Origin of the sequence: Streptomyces glaucescens (assembly GCF_002154375.1) — a bacterium.
Lineage (GTDB): Bacteria > Actinomycetota > Actinomycetes > Streptomycetales > Streptomycetaceae > Streptomyces > Streptomyces glaucescens.
Genome location: NZ_MUND01000203.1, coordinates 414 through 15,441 on the forward strand (window position 1 = coordinate 414; position 15,028 = coordinate 15,441).

Annotated in this window: 13 protein-coding genes and 3 pseudogenes; 9 read left to right on the forward strand and 7 right to left on the reverse strand. The window is 70.3% G+C overall.

Annotated elements, in window-relative coordinates; all coding sequences use genetic code 11:
- Nucleotides 1–128 precede the first annotated feature (128 nt).
- On the forward strand, nt 129–431 hold the full coding sequence (locus CCN42_RS15185) for an ArsR/SmtB family transcription factor (protein ID WP_086736154.1): 303 nt from the start codon (nt 129–131) through the stop codon (nt 429–431).
- A complete protein-coding gene (locus CCN42_RS15190) occupies nt 428–820 on the forward strand; it encodes a VOC family protein (RefSeq protein ID WP_086736156.1) in 393 nt (130 codons plus the stop codon). Before CCN42_RS15185 ends, CCN42_RS15190 begins: the two co-directional genes overlap by 4 nt.
- Before the next feature lie 79 nt (nt 821–899).
- Here CCN42_RS15190 and CCN42_RS15195 read toward each other — a convergent pair whose 3' ends face one another.
- Nucleotides 900–1,322 (reverse strand): Hsp20/alpha crystallin family protein, encoded by a 423-nt coding sequence (locus CCN42_RS15195; RefSeq protein WP_086736177.1) that lies wholly within the window; start codon nt 1,320–1,322, stop codon nt 900–902.
- Between the two features lie 312 nt (nt 1,323–1,634).
- Here CCN42_RS15195 and CCN42_RS15200 point away from each other — a divergent pair, with 312 nt between their 5' ends.
- The 3 genes from CCN42_RS15200 (at nt 1,635) to dnaK (ending at nt 4,423) form a co-directional block, all read left to right on the forward strand.
- Nucleotides 1,635–2,057: an Hsp20/alpha crystallin family protein gene (locus CCN42_RS15200; RefSeq protein WP_086736157.1), complete on the forward strand. Its 423-nt coding sequence runs from the start codon at nt 1,635–1,637 to the stop codon at nt 2,055–2,057.
- Nucleotides 2,058–2,096: 39 nt separating this feature from the next.
- Entirely contained in the window at nt 2,097–2,276 is a 180-nt protein-coding gene (locus CCN42_RS15205; protein WP_086736159.1) for a hypothetical protein, read from the forward strand.
- Between the two features lie 284 nt (nt 2,277–2,560).
- Nucleotides 2,561–4,423: a molecular chaperone DnaK gene (gene dnaK, locus CCN42_RS15210; RefSeq protein ID WP_086736160.1), complete on the forward strand. Its 1,863-nt coding sequence runs from the start codon at nt 2,561–2,563 to the stop codon at nt 4,421–4,423.
- Nucleotides 4,424–4,580: 157 nt separating this feature from the next.
- Here dnaK and CCN42_RS15215 read toward each other — a convergent pair whose 3' ends face one another.
- Complete coding sequence (locus tag CCN42_RS15215; RefSeq protein ID WP_086736162.1) at nt 4,581–4,994, reverse strand: RidA family protein; 414 nt, start codon at nt 4,992–4,994, stop codon at nt 4,581–4,583.
- Nucleotides 4,995–5,304: 310 nt separating this feature from the next.
- Here CCN42_RS15215 and CCN42_RS15220 point away from each other — a divergent pair, with 310 nt between their 5' ends.
- A complete protein-coding gene (locus tag CCN42_RS15220; protein ID WP_086736164.1) occupies nt 5,305–5,994 on the forward strand; it encodes an esterase/lipase family protein in 690 nt (229 codons plus the stop codon).
- An 81-nt stretch (nt 5,995–6,075) separates the two neighbouring features.
- On the opposite strand, the pseudogene CCN42_RS15225 reads toward CCN42_RS15220, so the two are convergent.
- From CCN42_RS15225 to CCN42_RS15235, 3 genes and pseudogenes are all read right to left on the reverse strand, one after another.
- Nucleotides 6,076–6,925, reverse strand: a pseudogene (locus tag CCN42_RS15225) (IS5 family transposase).
- Between the two features lie 104 nt (nt 6,926–7,029).
- A complete protein-coding gene (locus CCN42_RS15230; RefSeq protein ID WP_245877290.1) occupies nt 7,030–8,259 on the reverse strand; it encodes a serine hydrolase domain-containing protein in 1,230 nt (409 codons plus the stop codon).
- 101 nt (nt 8,260–8,360) lie between these two features.
- A pseudogene (locus tag CCN42_RS15235) lies at nt 8,361–9,161 on the reverse strand (IS5 family transposase); the annotation flags it as partial.
- An 86-nt stretch (nt 9,162–9,247) separates the two neighbouring features.
- On the opposite strand from CCN42_RS15235, the gene CCN42_RS15240 reads away from it, so the two are divergent.
- A complete protein-coding gene (locus tag CCN42_RS15240) occupies nt 9,248–9,628 on the forward strand; it encodes a hypothetical protein (RefSeq protein ID WP_086736167.1) in 381 nt (126 codons plus the stop codon).
- 305 nt (nt 9,629–9,933) lie between these two features.
- Here CCN42_RS15240 and CCN42_RS15245 read toward each other — a convergent pair whose 3' ends face one another.
- Both CCN42_RS15245 and CCN42_RS15250 read right to left on the reverse strand, forming a co-directional pair.
- Nucleotides 9,934–10,836, reverse strand: coding sequence for an NAD-dependent protein deacetylase (locus CCN42_RS15245; RefSeq protein ID WP_086736169.1), 903 nt, complete (start codon nt 10,834–10,836; stop codon nt 9,934–9,936).
- Between the two features lie 384 nt (nt 10,837–11,220).
- Nucleotides 11,221–12,777 (reverse strand): PQQ-dependent sugar dehydrogenase, encoded by a 1,557-nt coding sequence (locus CCN42_RS15250; RefSeq protein ID WP_086736171.1) that lies wholly within the window; start codon nt 12,775–12,777, stop codon nt 11,221–11,223.
- A gap of 333 nt (nt 12,778–13,110) precedes the next feature.
- Between CCN42_RS15250 and CCN42_RS15255 the strand changes: the two are divergent.
- Both CCN42_RS15255 and CCN42_RS15265 read left to right on the forward strand, forming a co-directional pair.
- Nucleotides 13,111–13,516, forward strand: a pseudogene (locus tag CCN42_RS15255) (thioredoxin domain-containing protein).
- Between the two features lie 639 nt (nt 13,517–14,155).
- Nucleotides 14,156–15,028 (forward strand): hypothetical protein (locus CCN42_RS15265; protein WP_086736181.1); only part of this gene is annotated, 873 nt, incomplete at its 3' end.

Here is a 15,028-nt window from a genome sequence, read left to right on the forward strand (position 1 = left end):
GGACGCCGCAGGGCCGTCCTGCGGACGACGGCGGCGTTTGACGACACCCCCTAGCGCTCCGCGTCCGGGCGGACCACGCATCGCGTCTCCACTTGATAGGCAAGTGTGCACTTGCCTATTGTGGAGTCGTGGCCGACGACCTCTTCAAAGCCTTGGCCGATCCCACGCGGCGCACGATCCTCGACGAGCTCGCGGAGAAGTCCGGACAGACACTGTTCGAGATCTGCGCGCGGCTGAGCATGAAGCACCGGCTCGACATCTCGCGCCAGGGGGTCTCGCAGCATCTCGCCGTGCTGGAGGCCGCCGGGCTCGTGGAGACCAGGCGCGAGGGTCGCTACAAGTTCCACGACCTGAATGCGGCCCCGCTGCGGCAGATCACCGAGAGATGGCCCACGCCCGACACCCCCGGACCGGAAGAGCCCACACCATGAAGATCCATCTGACCAGCGTCTTCGTCGACGACCAGGCCAAGGCCGAGCGGTTCTACACCGAGATCCTCGGCTTCGTGAAGAAGTACGACGTCCCCATGGGCGAGAAGGACCGCTGGCTGACCGTCGTCTCGCCCGAGGAGCCCGACGGCACCGAACTCCTCCTCGAACCGGCCGGCCATCCCGCCGTCGGGGTCTACCGTGACGCGCTGGTGCAGGACGGCATCCCGCTCGCGCAGTTCGCCGTGGACGACGTGAAGGCGGAGTACGAGCGCCTGCGCGCCCTGGGTGTCCGCTTCACCCAGGAGCCCCTGGAGATGGGCCCCGTCACCACCGCGGTCTTCGACGACACCTGCGGGAACCTGATCCAGATCGCCACCAAGCCCCAGTGAACAGGGCGAGGGCCCAGGCTGCCGCCGCCTGGGCCCTGCCGGAACGACCTGCGAGGGGAAAGCGGTGCGGACCGTCCGGTCAGCCGCCGAGTTCCCTGCGGTCGCTGCCGCCGCTGATGGCGATCCTGCGGGGCTTCGCCTGCTCGGCGACCGGGATCCGCAGCTTCAGCACGCCCGCCTCGTAGGCGGCTTCGATCCGCTCGGTGTCGAGGGTGTCGCCGAGGAACAGCTGGCGGCTGAACGTCCCCGCGGGCCGTTCGGTGATCACCGTGTCGGTGTCGTCGCCGTACGTCGGCTTGCGTTCGGCCCTCACCGTCAGGACGTTGCGTTCGACGTCGAGGTCGACGGACTCCGGGTCGACGCCCGGCAGATCCAGCTCCACGAAGAACGTGTCACCCTCGCACCAGGCATCCATCGGCATGCCGGCCGGGTGCGCGGCCGTGCCCCAGACCCGATCGACGAGCCGGTCCAGCTCGCGGAAGGGATCCGTACGCATCAGCATCTTCATCCCTCCTTGGCGTCGTCTCCGCTCCAACGCTCCATATCTGATATACCACCTCTCCTGGAAGTTGACACCTTCGGACTCAACTTTCTTCTCGACTGTTGGCGATCACATTGTTCGAACGACTCGCGTGCGCTCCCGGCCCATCCGGGCGGCAGGGCGGTTGGCGCTCGGATTTCCGTGGTTGGGCGGCGATCAGGTGCGCGGATTGAGCCTCATGGCGTCAACTTCATCCAGTCCACAGTTGTCAATCATTCTGTGGCTCGGCTATACCGAGTAGCAGTCTTCGTTCGAGTGAAGGGAGAAGTGGGAATGCTTGCGCGCACCGGCGCTTCGGGCGATCTCGATCGGCTCACGCATCAGCTCGCGCGGGCCGCCGCCCCGGCCGGCACCGTCATTCCGGCGGACGCCTGGCGCGACGATGAGGCCGTCTACGTCGAGTTCGACCTGCCTGGCATGGACCGCTCCAGCATCGAACTGACCGTGGAGCGTGACACGCTGACCCTGAGTGCCGAGCGTCCCTCCCCGATCCCGGCCCAGGCCCGGCCGCTGCTCGCCGAGCGGCCCACCGGCCGGTTCACCCGCCGCCTGACGATGTCCGACACCCTGGACACCGAGGCCGCCGAGGCGACTTACGACAACGGTGTTCTCACCCTGCGCATCCCGTTGGCCGCACACGCCAAGCCCCGCAAGATCGCCATCTCCGGGGGCGGCCCGAAGCAGCTCACGGCCTGAGGAACCGTCCGTCCCGCCACATCGAAGGAGGTGCAACCCGTGGGTGTCCTGCTGTGGCTGCTCGTCCCGTTCGTCGCCGGCGCCGCCGCCAGTGTCTGGGCCTGGAGTTCCGGACGTCGCGCTCCCGGCCCGCCGGACCGCGACACCTGGGAGGGCCTTGACCGCCTCGACCGGCTGCGCGCCGTTCTGAGCACCGAGGGCCGGTACAAGGCGGCGTAGTGGCTCACGCGGCCACCGAGCCGAGCCTTGACAAGGCTCGGCTCAAGTCTTACTTCAGAACCATGGGCAGGCGGCTTCCGAGGCACCACAGCTCGCAGCGGTCGAGGAGGCGGCCGGGATGCAGGCTCCGGGTTGAGGAAGAACGAGCGGAGACCCGCCACCCCCTCCGCGCGGCCCGTGCGGAGATACGTCGTGGGCTCGGGCCCGCCCGTCCCGATCCGCCGCTCCGCGCGGGCCCCGTCCGGTGGGAACCGGCACGGTGAGGACGAGGAGGGAGAGCACAGATGGCACGGCCGGTAGGAATAGATCTCGGTACGACGAACTCGGTGGTCTCGGTCCTGGAGGGCGGCGAGCCCACCGTCATCACCAACACGGAGGGAGCCCGGACCACGCCGTCGGTCGTGGCCTTCGCCAAGAACGGCGAGGTGCTCGTCGGCGAGGTGGCCAAGCGCCAAGCGGTGACCAACGTCGAGCGCACCGCCCGTTCGGTCAAGCGGCACATGGACGACCACGCCTGGCGGTTCCCGGACCACGGTGACATCGACGGCAAGCGGTACACCGCGCAGGAGATCTCCGCGCGCGTGCTGCAGAAGCTGAAGCGGGACGCGGAGCAGTATCTGGGCGAGGAGGTCACGGACGCCGTGATCACCGTGCCGGCGTACTTCGACGACACGCAGCGGCAGGCCACCAAGGAGGCCGGTGAGATCGCGGGCCTGAACGTCCTGCGGATCATCAACGAGCCGACGGCGGCGGCGCTCGCGTACGGGCTGGACAAGGAGAACGACCAGACAGTCCTCGTCTTCGACCTGGGCGGCGGCACCTTCGACGTGTCGCTCCTGGAGCTGGGCGAGGGTGTCATCGAGGTGAAGGCCACCAACGGTGACACCCGGCTGGGCGGTGACGACTGGGACCAGCGGATCGTGGACCACCTGGTCAAGCAGTTCAAGAACAACTACGGCGTCGATCTGGCCAGGGACAAGATGGCCGTGCAACGACTGCGGGAGGCGGCGGAGAAGGCGAAGATCGAGCTGTCCAGCTCGTCCGAGACCACCATCAACCTGCCCTACGTCACCGCCTCCGCCGAGGGACCGCTGCACCTGGAGGAGAAGCTGACGCGCGCCCAGTTCCAGCAGCTCACCGCCGATCTGCTGGAGCGCTGCAAGGGCCCGTTCCACAGCGCGATCGAGGACGCCGGGATCAAGGTCTCCGACATCGACCATGTCGTCCTCGTCGGCGGCTCGACCCGGATGCCGGCCGTCACCGAGCTGGTGAAGGAGCTGACGGGCAAGGAGCCGCACAAGGGCGTGAACCCGGACGAGGTCGTCGCCATCGGTGCCTCGCTCCAGGCCGGTGTGATGAAGGGCGAGGTCAAGGACGTCCTGCTGCTGGACGTCACCCCGCTGTCCCTCGGCATCGAGACCAAGGGCGGCATCATGACCAAGCTGATCGAGCGCAACACCACGATCCCCACCCGGCGTTCGGAGATCTTCACCACCGCAGAGGACAACCAGCCCTCGGTGACCGTGCAGGTCTACCAGGGCGAGCGGGAGATCGCGGCGTACAACAAGAAGCTCGGCATGTTCGAGCTGACCGGCATCGCCCCGGCGCCGCGCGGGGTGCCGCAGATCGAGGTGGCGTTCGACATCGACGCCAACGGCATCATGCACGTCTCCGCCAAGGACCTGGGCACCGGCAAGGAACAGAAGATGACGGTGACCGGCGGCTCCGCCCTGCCCAAGGACGACATCGACCGCATGGTCCGCGAGGCCGAGCGGCATGCCGAGGAGGACCGTCGGCGGCGCGAGGCGGCGGAGACCCGCAACCAGGGCGAGCAGCTCGTCTACTCGACCGAGAAGCTGCTCAAGGACAACGCCGACAGGATTCCGGCCGACGCCCGGAGCGAGACGGACACGGCGCTCGCCGACCTGAAGGAGGAGCTGAAGGGAGAGGACACGGCGGCGATCCGGCAGGCGGTCGACCGTGCCGCGCAGGCCGCGCAGAAGATCGGCACGGCCCTGTACGAGAAGTCCCGGACCGAGCAGCCGACGGGTGGTGCCGGGGCGTCCGCGGGTGGCACGACCGGTGGAGGCGACGACGAGGTGGTGGACGCCGAGATCGTCGATGACGACAATGCCCGGGCCGGGTGAGGGGCGACCGGGAGCGGGCCGCGCGCGGTCGCGCCCCCTGAGACAGCGCCCAGGGACGCCCGCGTGCTCCGGACAGCCCCCGGTCCCGATCAAGGGGCCGCCGGCAGCACCGACCCGGCGGACGGCGCGCGCGGCCGGCCCCACGTCCCGCGAGCGGTCACCCGGCGGGGCGTACGGCCACCGCGTCGATCTCGAACAGCATGCCGGGCAGCGCGAGAGCGGCCACCCCGCTCAGCGTCTGCGCCGGAAGCCGCTCGCCGAACACCGTGTGGAGCGCCTTGCCGAGGATCTCCAGTTTGCCGGGATCGTGGTCGACGACGAATGAGCCGAGCCGGACCACGTGCTCGAAGCTGAGCCCGACACCCGCGAGGGCACGTCCCAGGTTGGCGAGCGACAGCTCGACCTGTGCGGCGAAGTCGCCGGGCACAGGTGCTCCGGTGTCCGCGTCGGAGGCGTACTGGCCGGCGATGAAAACGAGTTCGCCCGGGGCCGAGACGGCGTGGCTGTAACCGAAGGGGGTGGGGTCGTGCAGGGTGGCGGGGTTGGTGATGGTGCGCTGGTCGGTCGTCACGACAGGGCGTTCCTTTCCGCTGGGCACGGTCGCCTGGCGGCGACCCGCGCCACTGCGAACGCGCCGCGCCCACCGGCCATTCCGCGACCGCAGCGGTCAGGAAGCCCCGTGCACACCTCTTGACCACCGGTGGATACCGGCCAGTAGGCTCACGCCACCCTCGACGCCCCCTCTCCTCCGCTGCGGTGGCCCGGCTCCACGGCCGGCCTCCGCGCGCCCGCAGAACGGCTCCCGCAATCCGGGAAACGCCCGCGCAGTCTCGTCAGAGCGCCATCGAGCGCCACCCGAACCGCACTTCGTGAGGCCTTCCATGAACAGATCCCTCGTGTCCGCGGCCGCCGCGACAGCCGGCGCCCTGCTCGCCCTGCAGACGTCGGGCCCCGCCCACGCTTCCGGCGCCGCCGCATTCCGCGCCACCAGCCACCCCATCCTCTTCGTCCACGGCTACAGCGGCGACGGCAGCAACTGGAACACCATGGCCGACCGCTTCATGGCCGACGGCTGGCCGGCCACCCACCTGTCCCGGTGGAGCTACGACTGGCGCCAGTCCAACGCCACGACCGCCCAGCAGTTGTCCGCCGAGATCGACCGCCTGCTCGCGGCGACCGGCGCCACCCGGGTCGACATCGTCAGCCACTCCATGGGCGGGCTGTCCTCGCGCCACTACCTGAAGAACCTCGGCGGGACGTCCAAGGTCGACGCCTGGGTGTCGCTGGGCGGTCCGAACCACGGGACCGACAGCGCCAACAGCTGCTTCGACACCTCCTGTACCGAGATGCGCATCGGCTCCCGCTTCCTGACCGCCCTCAACTCCGGCGACGGGACACCGGGTTCCTCCCGCTACGCGACCTGGTGGTCGCCGTGCGACGCGGTGATCAACCCGGACAGCTCCGTCTCCGTGTCCGGTGCGGTCAACACCCAGACCGCCTGCCTCGGCCACTCCGCCCTGCTCACCGACGCGACGGTCTACGCCCAGACCCGGGACCGCATCAACAGCTAGCGACCCCGTGACCGCGGCTGCGACCGGGACCGCGGGCCGGGCGGCGACCGTTGCCGTGACTGAGACCGACCGGCAAATGGATCATTTGAGGCGCCGGCTGGTGGGGCGGCTGTGCCAGCGGTAGCGGCTCGTTGCTCGGCGGATGAGCATGCGGAGCGTGACGAGAGCGGCGGCGAGGTAGAGGTAGGGGTCCACGACCTCGCCGTTCCTCTCGGTGCAGCGCCGGAGCTTGCCGTAGTCGTTCATCCACGAGTGCGTGCGCTCGACCACCCAGCGCTTGCCTGCCTGGAGCAGGGGCCGGCACTCCCTTGCGGGCGATCTCGGCCGTGAACCCCAACTCTGCTATCAGCGCACGGGACTTGGCGATGTCGTAGCCGCCGTCGAGGCTGACGTTGACGGCGTCCGGCAGCGGGCCGACCTGCTCCTTGGCAGCTTCCAGGGTGGGTCCGAGCAAGGGCGAGTCGTGCCGGTTGGCTCTGTCGGAGACGATCCCCAGCGGGACACCGCAGGCGTCGGAGGCGACGCGTTTCAGTCCCTGCTTGCCCCGGTCGACCGGGGAGCGCCCCGCCTTGTCGTCGCCGGACGGGGCCTTGGTGATACAGCCGGCCACCGAGATCTCGCCCAGTCCGAGGCCGATCATCCGGTCGTACGCCTCAAGCGCCAAGGCGTGCACCTTCTCGAATATCCCCAGCCCGGCCCACTCCTCGACGCGACGTCGGATCGTCCGGTCGGAGCACCCGGCTGTGGAGATGCGTTCGTAGCCGGAGCCGTGGACCAGTGCGAGCATGATGTGCTCGAAGACCGTCCGGTCGGCGATCCGGCGGCGGTGACAGCCCAGCGGATGGTCCGCGACGAACTCTCCCCGGGCAGGCAGGAATGCGGCGAACTGGTCCCCGAGGGGTTCGAGCAGGCAAGATGGCACTGCGGGCACGGCCGTCCTTCGTGATCACTGAGTGGGCGGTCATCGCGTCCCGCTTCCTGGCGGGTCCTGCGCCGCGCACGGTGCGACGTCACCCGCGATGACATGACGCCGCATCAGTCGCACAGGGCTGCCATCTGCGCCTTCATCAGCCCCATGCTTCGCGGGACGGGCGGCTCACCCCTCAGGTCCGCGCCGAGGTCGTAGACATTGACGGCGAGGACCAGCTGTCGCTCACTGTCGGCGGTGGTGAGGGACACGCTGGTGAAGCCGGGTCCGCCGCCGTCGGTCCCCCAGGCACTGATCGGCTTGGCGTCCGGCTCCGAGCCGCATGGCACGTCCATGCGCTGCACGCCGAGTCCGTACGCCGGCGCGTCGGGGAACTGCACCGTGGTCAGGAGTTCGCGCTGCTGGGCGGGGCGCAGCAGCTTGCCGGTGAACAGGGCCCGGTGGAAACGGGCCAGGTCGCTGACCGTGGAGATCACGGCGCCGGCGGTCCAGTCGTAGGACGGGCTGAATCGGGTCACATCGCGACCCGTGAGGTCGTAACCGTGCAGATGAGGGCCGTGAATCGCCGGGTCGGTCAGCGGGAAGGAGGTGTCCTTCAGGCCGAGCGGGGCGAGAATCCGCCGATGAATTTCGGAGGGCGCGCTGTGACGTGTGACTGCCTCGATCACCAGACCGGCGAGCAGGTAGTTGGTGTTGGAGTACGACCAGCCGCCGCCGGGCGCGAATAGCGGCTTGTGCCGGACGGCGCGGGCGATCACCTCCCGAGGGGTGTAGACGTGGCCCCATTCGTGGCGCTCCAGATAGGGAGCGAAGAACTCCGGCTCGGTGGTGGGGTCGTAGATGCCCGCGGTGTGGTTGAGCAGTTGCCGGATGGTGATGGCCCTGCCGGCGTTGCCGTTTCCCTGGACCACGCCGGGCAGCCATTTCTCCACGCTGTCGTCGAGCGAAAGCCGTCCTTCGCCTTCCAGCTGCAGAAGCACCGTCGACACAAATGACTTGGTGTTACTGGCAATCCGGAACCGCTGGTCCGGCCGGGCTCGCTCACCGCTCGCCGTGTCCGCGAGCCCGGCCGCCATCCGTGACTCCCGCTCTCCGTGCCTGGCATATGCCACGACACCCGGGAATCCGTCCGCGACCGTCTGCTCGATGGCCTCCTCAAGGCCGGCGGGCGGCGAGGCCGACGCCCGCTCCGCCGCGGCCGCCGGGAAAAAGACCCCTGATACCGCCACCGCGCAAATCCCCGCCCACAGTGCTGCGGCCCGTGCACCTGCATTCACCGATTGCTCCTGTTTCTGTTGCCTGTGCCGTTCCTGCCCCAGAGTGCCGGGCCGCCGCACCAGTCGCCCATCCCGCTGACGCCCGGGTTGATACGGGGGCTGTCCCCACGCCTCACCGTCCTGCCCCTCGCTAAGACGGTGTCTCGCGTGGCGACTTTGACGAGCTTCTTGTAGCAGGCCATGACTGCGGCGAGCCCGAGGAAGGCGAGGAAGAGGCTGCCCTTTCGTCCGTAGCGGACGGTCAGGCGGCGGTATCCGAAGAGCCAGGAGATCGATCTCTCGATCTTCCAGCAGCGTCTTCCAAGGCGTTCGGAGGACTCCACGCCCGGCCGGGCGATCCGTGGAGTGATGTGGCGTTCGCGCAGCCACGCCAGGTAGCCGGCCGAGTGGTACGCCTTGTCGGCGCGAACCTTGTCGGGACGTCGCCGACGAGGGCCGCGGCGTGAGCGGACGGCCGGGATTCCGAGGATGAGTGGGCGAAGCGCTTGGACGTCGTTGACGTTTGCGGCGGACACCCCAACGACCACGGGCAGCCCCTGTGTGTCGGTCAGAACATGTAGTTCGCTGCCCGCTTTGCCTCGGTCGGCCGGATTCGGCCCTGTCAGCGGACCCCCCTTTTTCGCGCGCACCGAGGCGGCATCGGCGGTCACGGAACTCCAGTCGAGTTCGCCACGGGCTCCGGTCTCGTCCAGGACTACGCGGTGCAGTCGACGCCACACTCCAGAGGCGGTCCAGACGGAGAACCTCCGGTGAGCCGTCGCCGGTGACACTCCGAACGTGGGTGGCAGATACCGCCATGCGCACTCGCTGGTCAGCACGTACACGATGGCCGTGAACACAGCGCGTTGGTCGATCGGCGGGATGCCACCGCCCTGCGGGCGCGAGCGGAAAGACGGCAATACCGGCTCGACCATGGCCCATAGATCATCCGGCACGAGCCGCTGCGACGGATCCCCACCCATGAACGAGCATGATGCCGCTGCCAACCACCTCGACGACGGCCGGTGGAGGCGTTGAGCTGATCACTCCGCCACCTCAGAATGGGCGCATGGCTCCTCTTTCCATCGACCCGCGCCCGCTGAACGCCGACGAGCGCGCAGTGCTCGAACACATCCTGTCGGTGGAGTTCGTCGGCGCGTCACAGCTGCGGAATCAGCTGGACCGCACCGAGGTGACCGCCGTCTGGGGGCCCGATTCCGTGAGCGTTGACCTGCGGGTCCGGGAACCGTGCGAGCATGCGGCACTGCGGGCAGAGCTCGTGCCCGTCGAAGCGCACGTCCATGACCCGTCCGGCACCTACGTCGGCGAGATCCTCGTATGGACGGACCGCGGAGCCACGCTTGCGGCCCTGGAGTTCGCCTGGGTCACCGACGGGATGCCCGCGTCTCTTCCGGCCATCGTGGACGGCCGGCTCAGCTGGCCGTCCTGACACCTGGGCCCGCCCTCAGCACCTATGGGATCGCTACGTGAGACACCGTCTAAGTCTGTGCATGGCGAGGTCCTGACCAACGTTGCCGAGACTCGGGCGGGGCTAATCAGACCGCGTCATCCCGACGAACTGCTCAATGATCACGCGGACCCATGCCCGCTGGTGCCGGACCCACCTCCCGGACGCCTAATGCCGATCGGTCTGAGTCGATCCCTCTAGTAGACAGTAGACGAGCAGACGAGTATGGAGTACACGAGGACACGCACGCGGGACTCGCACGGGCGCCCGGCGAAGACCGAACGCCCTCAGCCGGCCGCCGGCCGGTCGTCGACGGGAATGCCCAGTCGGCCGGCCACGGCCGTGAGGGCCGGTCCCAACGGAAGCGCCACCCTGGTCAGGGCGTGCCGGTCGCCGCGTGTCGGGTCCCGGTTGACGATCACTACCGGCTTTCCGGCTTGGGCCGCCTGGCGGACGAACCGGAGCCCGGACATCACCGTCAGCGAGGAGCCGAGGACCAGCAGCGAGGTCGCCCCGCGGACCAGCTCGCGGCAGTGCTCGACCCGCGGCGGCGGAACGGCTTCGCCGAAGAACACCACGTCCGGCTTGAGGACGCCGCCGCAGACCGCGCAGGGCACCACACGGAAGTCCCCGACCTGCTCGTCCGTGAGGTCGGCGTCACCGTCCGGATTGATCCCCGCGGCCACCGGCGCGAAGCCGGGATTGGCCGCCTCCAGCCGCCTGGCCAGCTCGCGGCGGGGGCTCACGGTACCGCAGGACAGGCAGACGACCCGGGACAGGCTTCCGTGCAGTTCCACGACACCCTCGCTGCCGGCGGACTGGTGCAGGCCGTCGACGTTCTGGGTGATGACACCCGACAGCAGGCCGTGCCGCCCGAACATGGCCACCGCGCGGTGCCCGGCGTTGGGGCGGGCGCGCCCGAAGGTGCGCCAGCCGAGGTGGCTGCGCGCCCAGTAGCGGCGCCGGGCCCGGAGGCTGGCGGTGAACTCCTGGTAGGTCATCGGCGTGTGCCGGCTCAGGCTCCCGCCCTCGCCCCGGTAGTCGGGGATGCCCGACTCCGTGGAGATGCCCGCCCCGCTCAGCACCAGCACACCGCCGCTGCGCAGCGCATCGGCGACGGGCTCCGGATCCGTGCTGCCCGGGGGCAGGTCCTCGGTGGGCGTCCAGCTCAGAGTGGGGCGCATGCGCATGCCGCCAGGGTACGGAAGCGTCACCCGGGCCGACGAGCCGCGCGGCACCACGGGGTACCCCGTTCTCGCCGAGAGGGACGGCCCGGCTTCGAGCCGGCCGCCCGCTGCTCGGCCACCGTGGGGTGACCGGATCACCTCTGCCGCCTGTCCCTGCCGGACCGGAGAACCGCAGGGCGCCCGCTGATCAGCCACAACGGCACGGAGTGGGCGCTCGCGCCGGCGCTGGGGGCGCAGCTCGCCGCCGGTGTCGCGGCCGGCCTCGGCACCGGTGTGGTCGCCGCGATCACGGGTGAGACGGGCGGCGACCTGCTGATCCCTGCGGCATGGAGGCGGGAGCGCTCCCACGAGCCGTGGGCGCGCTCCCCGTTCCGGTGGGGCGGTGGCTCAGCGACCGACGGCGCAGGCGTCGCCGTTCAGCATGAACCGGGGCGGCGCGGAGGCGTCACCGGTGTGGTTGGCGACGTATCCGAGGGTGATGCTCGCGCCGGGCGGGATGGTGGCGTTGTACGGGGCGTTGGTCGCCGTGACGGTGTTGCTCCCCTGGGTGAGGTCCGTGTTCCAGTCGGAGACGACCGTCTGGCCGAGAGCCAGCGGGAATTCGAGGGTCCAGCCGGTCACGGCGGTGCTTCCGGTGTTGGTGACGGTGAGGTCGACCGTCGTCCCGGTGCCCCAGGAGCGTACGGTGCGGTCGACGCGGCAGGTGGGCTCCTCCCGTTCGAACGAGACCCGGTGAAGTCCGCCGGGCAGGTCGTTCACCACGTAGAACTCGCCCTCGGCCGTCGTGCCGATCGACGTGACCTGTGTGGGCATCTCCCCGATCTCGGCCTGTTCGTAGCCGCCCCTGCCGTCGGGCCGGAGCGCCCACACCGTGGACGAGCAGTAGTCGGTGGCGATGTACGTGCCGCCCACCAGGCCGGCGTACTCCGAGCCCCGGTAGACATGGCCGCCGATGACGGAACAGCCGCCGGTGTAGGGGGAGTAGGTGAAGACCGGCTTCGTGTACTCCTCGCCGGGCGGGCAGGTGCCGCCCTCGAACCTCTCCAGGCCCTCGTAGCAGGACCAGCCCAGGTTCGCACCGCCCTGCCCCGGCGCGAGATGGTCGACCTCCTCCCAGCGGCCCTGGCCGACGTCGCCGATCCACATCGAGCCGTCGGCGCTGTCGAAGGAGAACCGCCACGGGTTGCGGAGCCCGTACAGCCAGATCTCCGGGCGCGCGCCCGCGGTGCCGACGAACGGGTTGTCCGCGGGGACGCAGTAGGCGAGCGCGCCGCAGGTGCGGCCGACGTCGATGCGGAGGACCTTGCCCAGCAGGGTGTCCAGTCGCTGCCCGGCGCGCAGCGGGTCCGCGGAGCCGCCGCCGTCGCCGATGCTCCAGTACAGGTGGCCGTCGGGGCCGAAGGCGAGCTGACCGCCGTTGTGGTTGCTGTACTCCGCGTGCTCCTGCGCGAGCAGGACCTCAAGCCGCGACTCGTCGAGCCGGTAGCGGGCGAGCGTGACCGCGCCGTCGGGCAGGGCGGTGTAGGCCAGGTAGACGTCCTGGCTCTCGGCGAAGTCGGGCGGCAGGGCGATGCCGAGCAGACCGCGCTCGTTGCCCGACTCGTCGATGGCCGAGGTGATGTCGATCAGAGGGGTCCGGGCGAGACCGGTGTCCGGGTGGTAGACGCGGACGGTGCCGGGCTTCTCGGTGATGAACAGGCGGCCGGTGCCGTCGTCGGGGGCGGCGAGCGCGGTGGGGCGCCTCAGCCCGTAGGCGACCTGTGTGGTGGTCGCGCTGAGCGACGGCAGGGGCACCGTCGACGTCGTGTCCGCCGCTGCCGCCCGGGACGCGGTGGTCTGCGACGTGGTGGCGGGAGCAGCCGCCGCGGCGAAGGGCGGCAGCGGGGCGAGCAGGGTCAGCAGGAAGACGAGGGCAAGGGGACAGGTCCAGTGGCGTCGTAACATGTCGGCTCCAGGAGCGAGGACGCTTGCGGGGCGGTTGCGCTTCCTTGGATCACAGCGCGGTCGGGCCGCGACTCCGCCGGCCTCGCCGGTCGTGAGCGGCCGGGGGCGGAGGAACGCGGGGCGGGCTCCGGCCGGATGGGACCGGCCGAGTCGAACCAGCCGATGCGAACGGGTCCGGGGCGTACGGGCCGGGCCGAGCACACGAGTCCCGTCCTGCGATGCGCTGCCCGCGACGGTATCCGCTCGCCCCTCCGTCACACCAGGCCCCTACCGCAACTTCCGGCTGTCCCGTCGGTGGCCTTCGCCTTCAGGGCGCGCGCCTGGATCTTGCTCATGTCGCTGGTGGTGTGCGGCTCCGTCGTCGCGGCGACGCTGATCCTCCGGGGGAGTCCCGGCGCAGAAACGGCGCTCCTGTCGGCGTTCACGCTGTTCGTGGGCTGGACTTGCCTCTGACGTTCCCCGGGTCCATCGGCGCGCTGGACGCGCATCGTCGTAGCGCGGTCGGCGGCAGGCCTGTCGTCTTCCGGCGGCCGGGCCGCACCTACTGCCTCCGGGCCGGGCCCGGCCGGGGCGCGACGCCCGCCCGTTGCGCTGGGCCGACATCTGGCAGGACCCGGCCGGAGCGGCCGTGGTGAGGTCGGCCGACGAGGGCGACGAGACCGTGCCGACCGTCGTCGTCGCGGGCCGGTCTCACGTCGGCCCCGACCCCGCGTGGGTCCGTGAACGGCTCTTCCGGTGAAGCGTGTTCGGGCCGGGCCCCGGCGGGCTGCTCGCGGATTGGGAAGCGGACGCCGCGGTCGCCCGTGTCGCGGGTGGTACGCGGGTCGCGTTCGGGGCGCGCGCCGAGCAAGGGCGGGTGCCGGCGCACGACCTGAAAGGTATGGGACCGGGCACGGTCCGCCGGCCGGCCGCGCAAAAAGGTCGGAACTATTTGTGGTTAATCGCAGTTTTTGACTTGCAATTGGATATTCTGTCTGAATTCCAGTCGTGTCTCCATCGGATGAAGGGCCCTCAAAGGAGCGAGTAGCCGAGCGGTAGAGGGGTGAAGATGGGTAACAAGAGGGTGCTCTGCTTGTTGGTGACCAGTTTGGTGGTGGTGTCGTCCGCCCTGGTCGCCCTGGTCGCCGCATGGAGTACGCGGTCCACGGGAGCCAGCTGGCCCGAGGTTCTCCAGCGCGCCGGAACCACGTTCGGGGGCGCCGTAGGGGTGTGCGCTGCCCTGGCCGCCCTGTACCGAAGTCTCGGTGGCGTTGATCAGTAGCCGCGACGGCTGGGACAAGGCGGCTGTTCGTCCACCGGCCGCCGGGAACCGCCGAAGCGCCCATTTCACTCTCTGAGTGCGAGTCGGCCTTGTCCAACGCGTACTTCGGGGGTTGTGGTGAGCCAGGTGCTCTATGCCGAGCGGTCGTGGAACCCGCTGGCGCGAACGGTCGAGCTGACCGAGGGCGGGCTGCGCAGAGGCGGCAGGAACACGCCGTTGCACGAGCTGAACCTCGCGGCCATGGCCGAGGCCTTCCAGCGCGGCCACTGGCTCGGAGGCGGCGGGACGGAACGTCCGCTGGGGCATCTGGCCGCCGGACCCGGGCTCGTCCCGGTGACCCGCCTCACCGGCACCACCAAGCCGATGAAGGTGCGACGAGCCGCGGAGTTCGCCCACGCGCTGGGGGAGTTGGCGGTACGGCACTGCGGCGGGCCGGAGCAGGTGGCCGCCCTGACGGACCGGGCCCGCGCCGAGGGCGTACCGCTGTGGATCGCGCGCCGGCTGGCACCCGGGCCCGCGGGACCCATCGCCGTCGCCGTCGACCGGAACCTGGTGCGGGTGGACGTGTGGGGCCCGGACGCCCCGGCCGTCCGGATACGGGCGCCGTACGGCTTCCACCGCGCTGACGGCGATCCGTCCCACGGCTTGCGCCTGACCGTCGGTGACGCCGCGGCGGAGCTGCGCCTCACGATGAGGCGACGCAAGTCCAAGCGACGTGTGGAGGTCCGACTGCCCGGCTGCTCCTGGGAGTTGCGGCGGGAGAACGCGACGAGCTCGTGGCTGCTGCGTGACGAGCGGCGGGTCGCCCTCCTGACGCGCCCCCGGCGGCGCCCGGAGCCCGAGCCCGGCGGTGTCCTGCTGCCCCTGACCCCGGTGCGCTACGAGAGCTCCGACCCGCTCGACGCTGTCATGGCCCAGGCCTTCGCGGTCGCCTTCGGGCTCGGGGACACGACCGGGGCGGCGCGGTTCCGGGCCGAGCGGCGCAGGGCC

Coding starts and splice junctions, on each gene's coding strand:
- CCN42_RS15190 (WP_086736156.1), top strand. CDS start 428: ATGAAGATCCATCTGACCAGCGTCTTCGTCGACGACCAGGCCAAGGCC.
- CCN42_RS15200 (WP_086736157.1), top strand. CDS start 1,635: ATGCTTGCGCGCACCGGCGCTTCGGGCGATCTCGATCGGCTCACGCAT.
- CCN42_RS15245 (WP_086736169.1), bottom strand. CDS start 10,836: ATGCGCATGCGCCCCACTCTGAGCTGGACGCCCACCGAGGACCTGCCC.
- CCN42_RS15250 (WP_086736171.1), bottom strand. CDS start 12,777: ATGTTACGACGCCACTGGACCTGTCCCCTTGCCCTCGTCTTCCTGCTG.
- CCN42_RS15220 (WP_086736164.1), top strand. CDS start 5,305: ATGAACAGATCCCTCGTGTCCGCGGCCGCCGCGACAGCCGGCGCCCTG.
- CCN42_RS15240 (WP_086736167.1), top strand. CDS start 9,248: ATGGCTCCTCTTTCCATCGACCCGCGCCCGCTGAACGCCGACGAGCGC.
- dnaK (WP_086736160.1), top strand. CDS start 2,561: ATGGCACGGCCGGTAGGAATAGATCTCGGTACGACGAACTCGGTGGTC.
- CCN42_RS15195 (WP_086736177.1), bottom strand. CDS start 1,322: ATGCTGATGCGTACGGATCCCTTCCGCGAGCTGGACCGGCTCGTCGAT.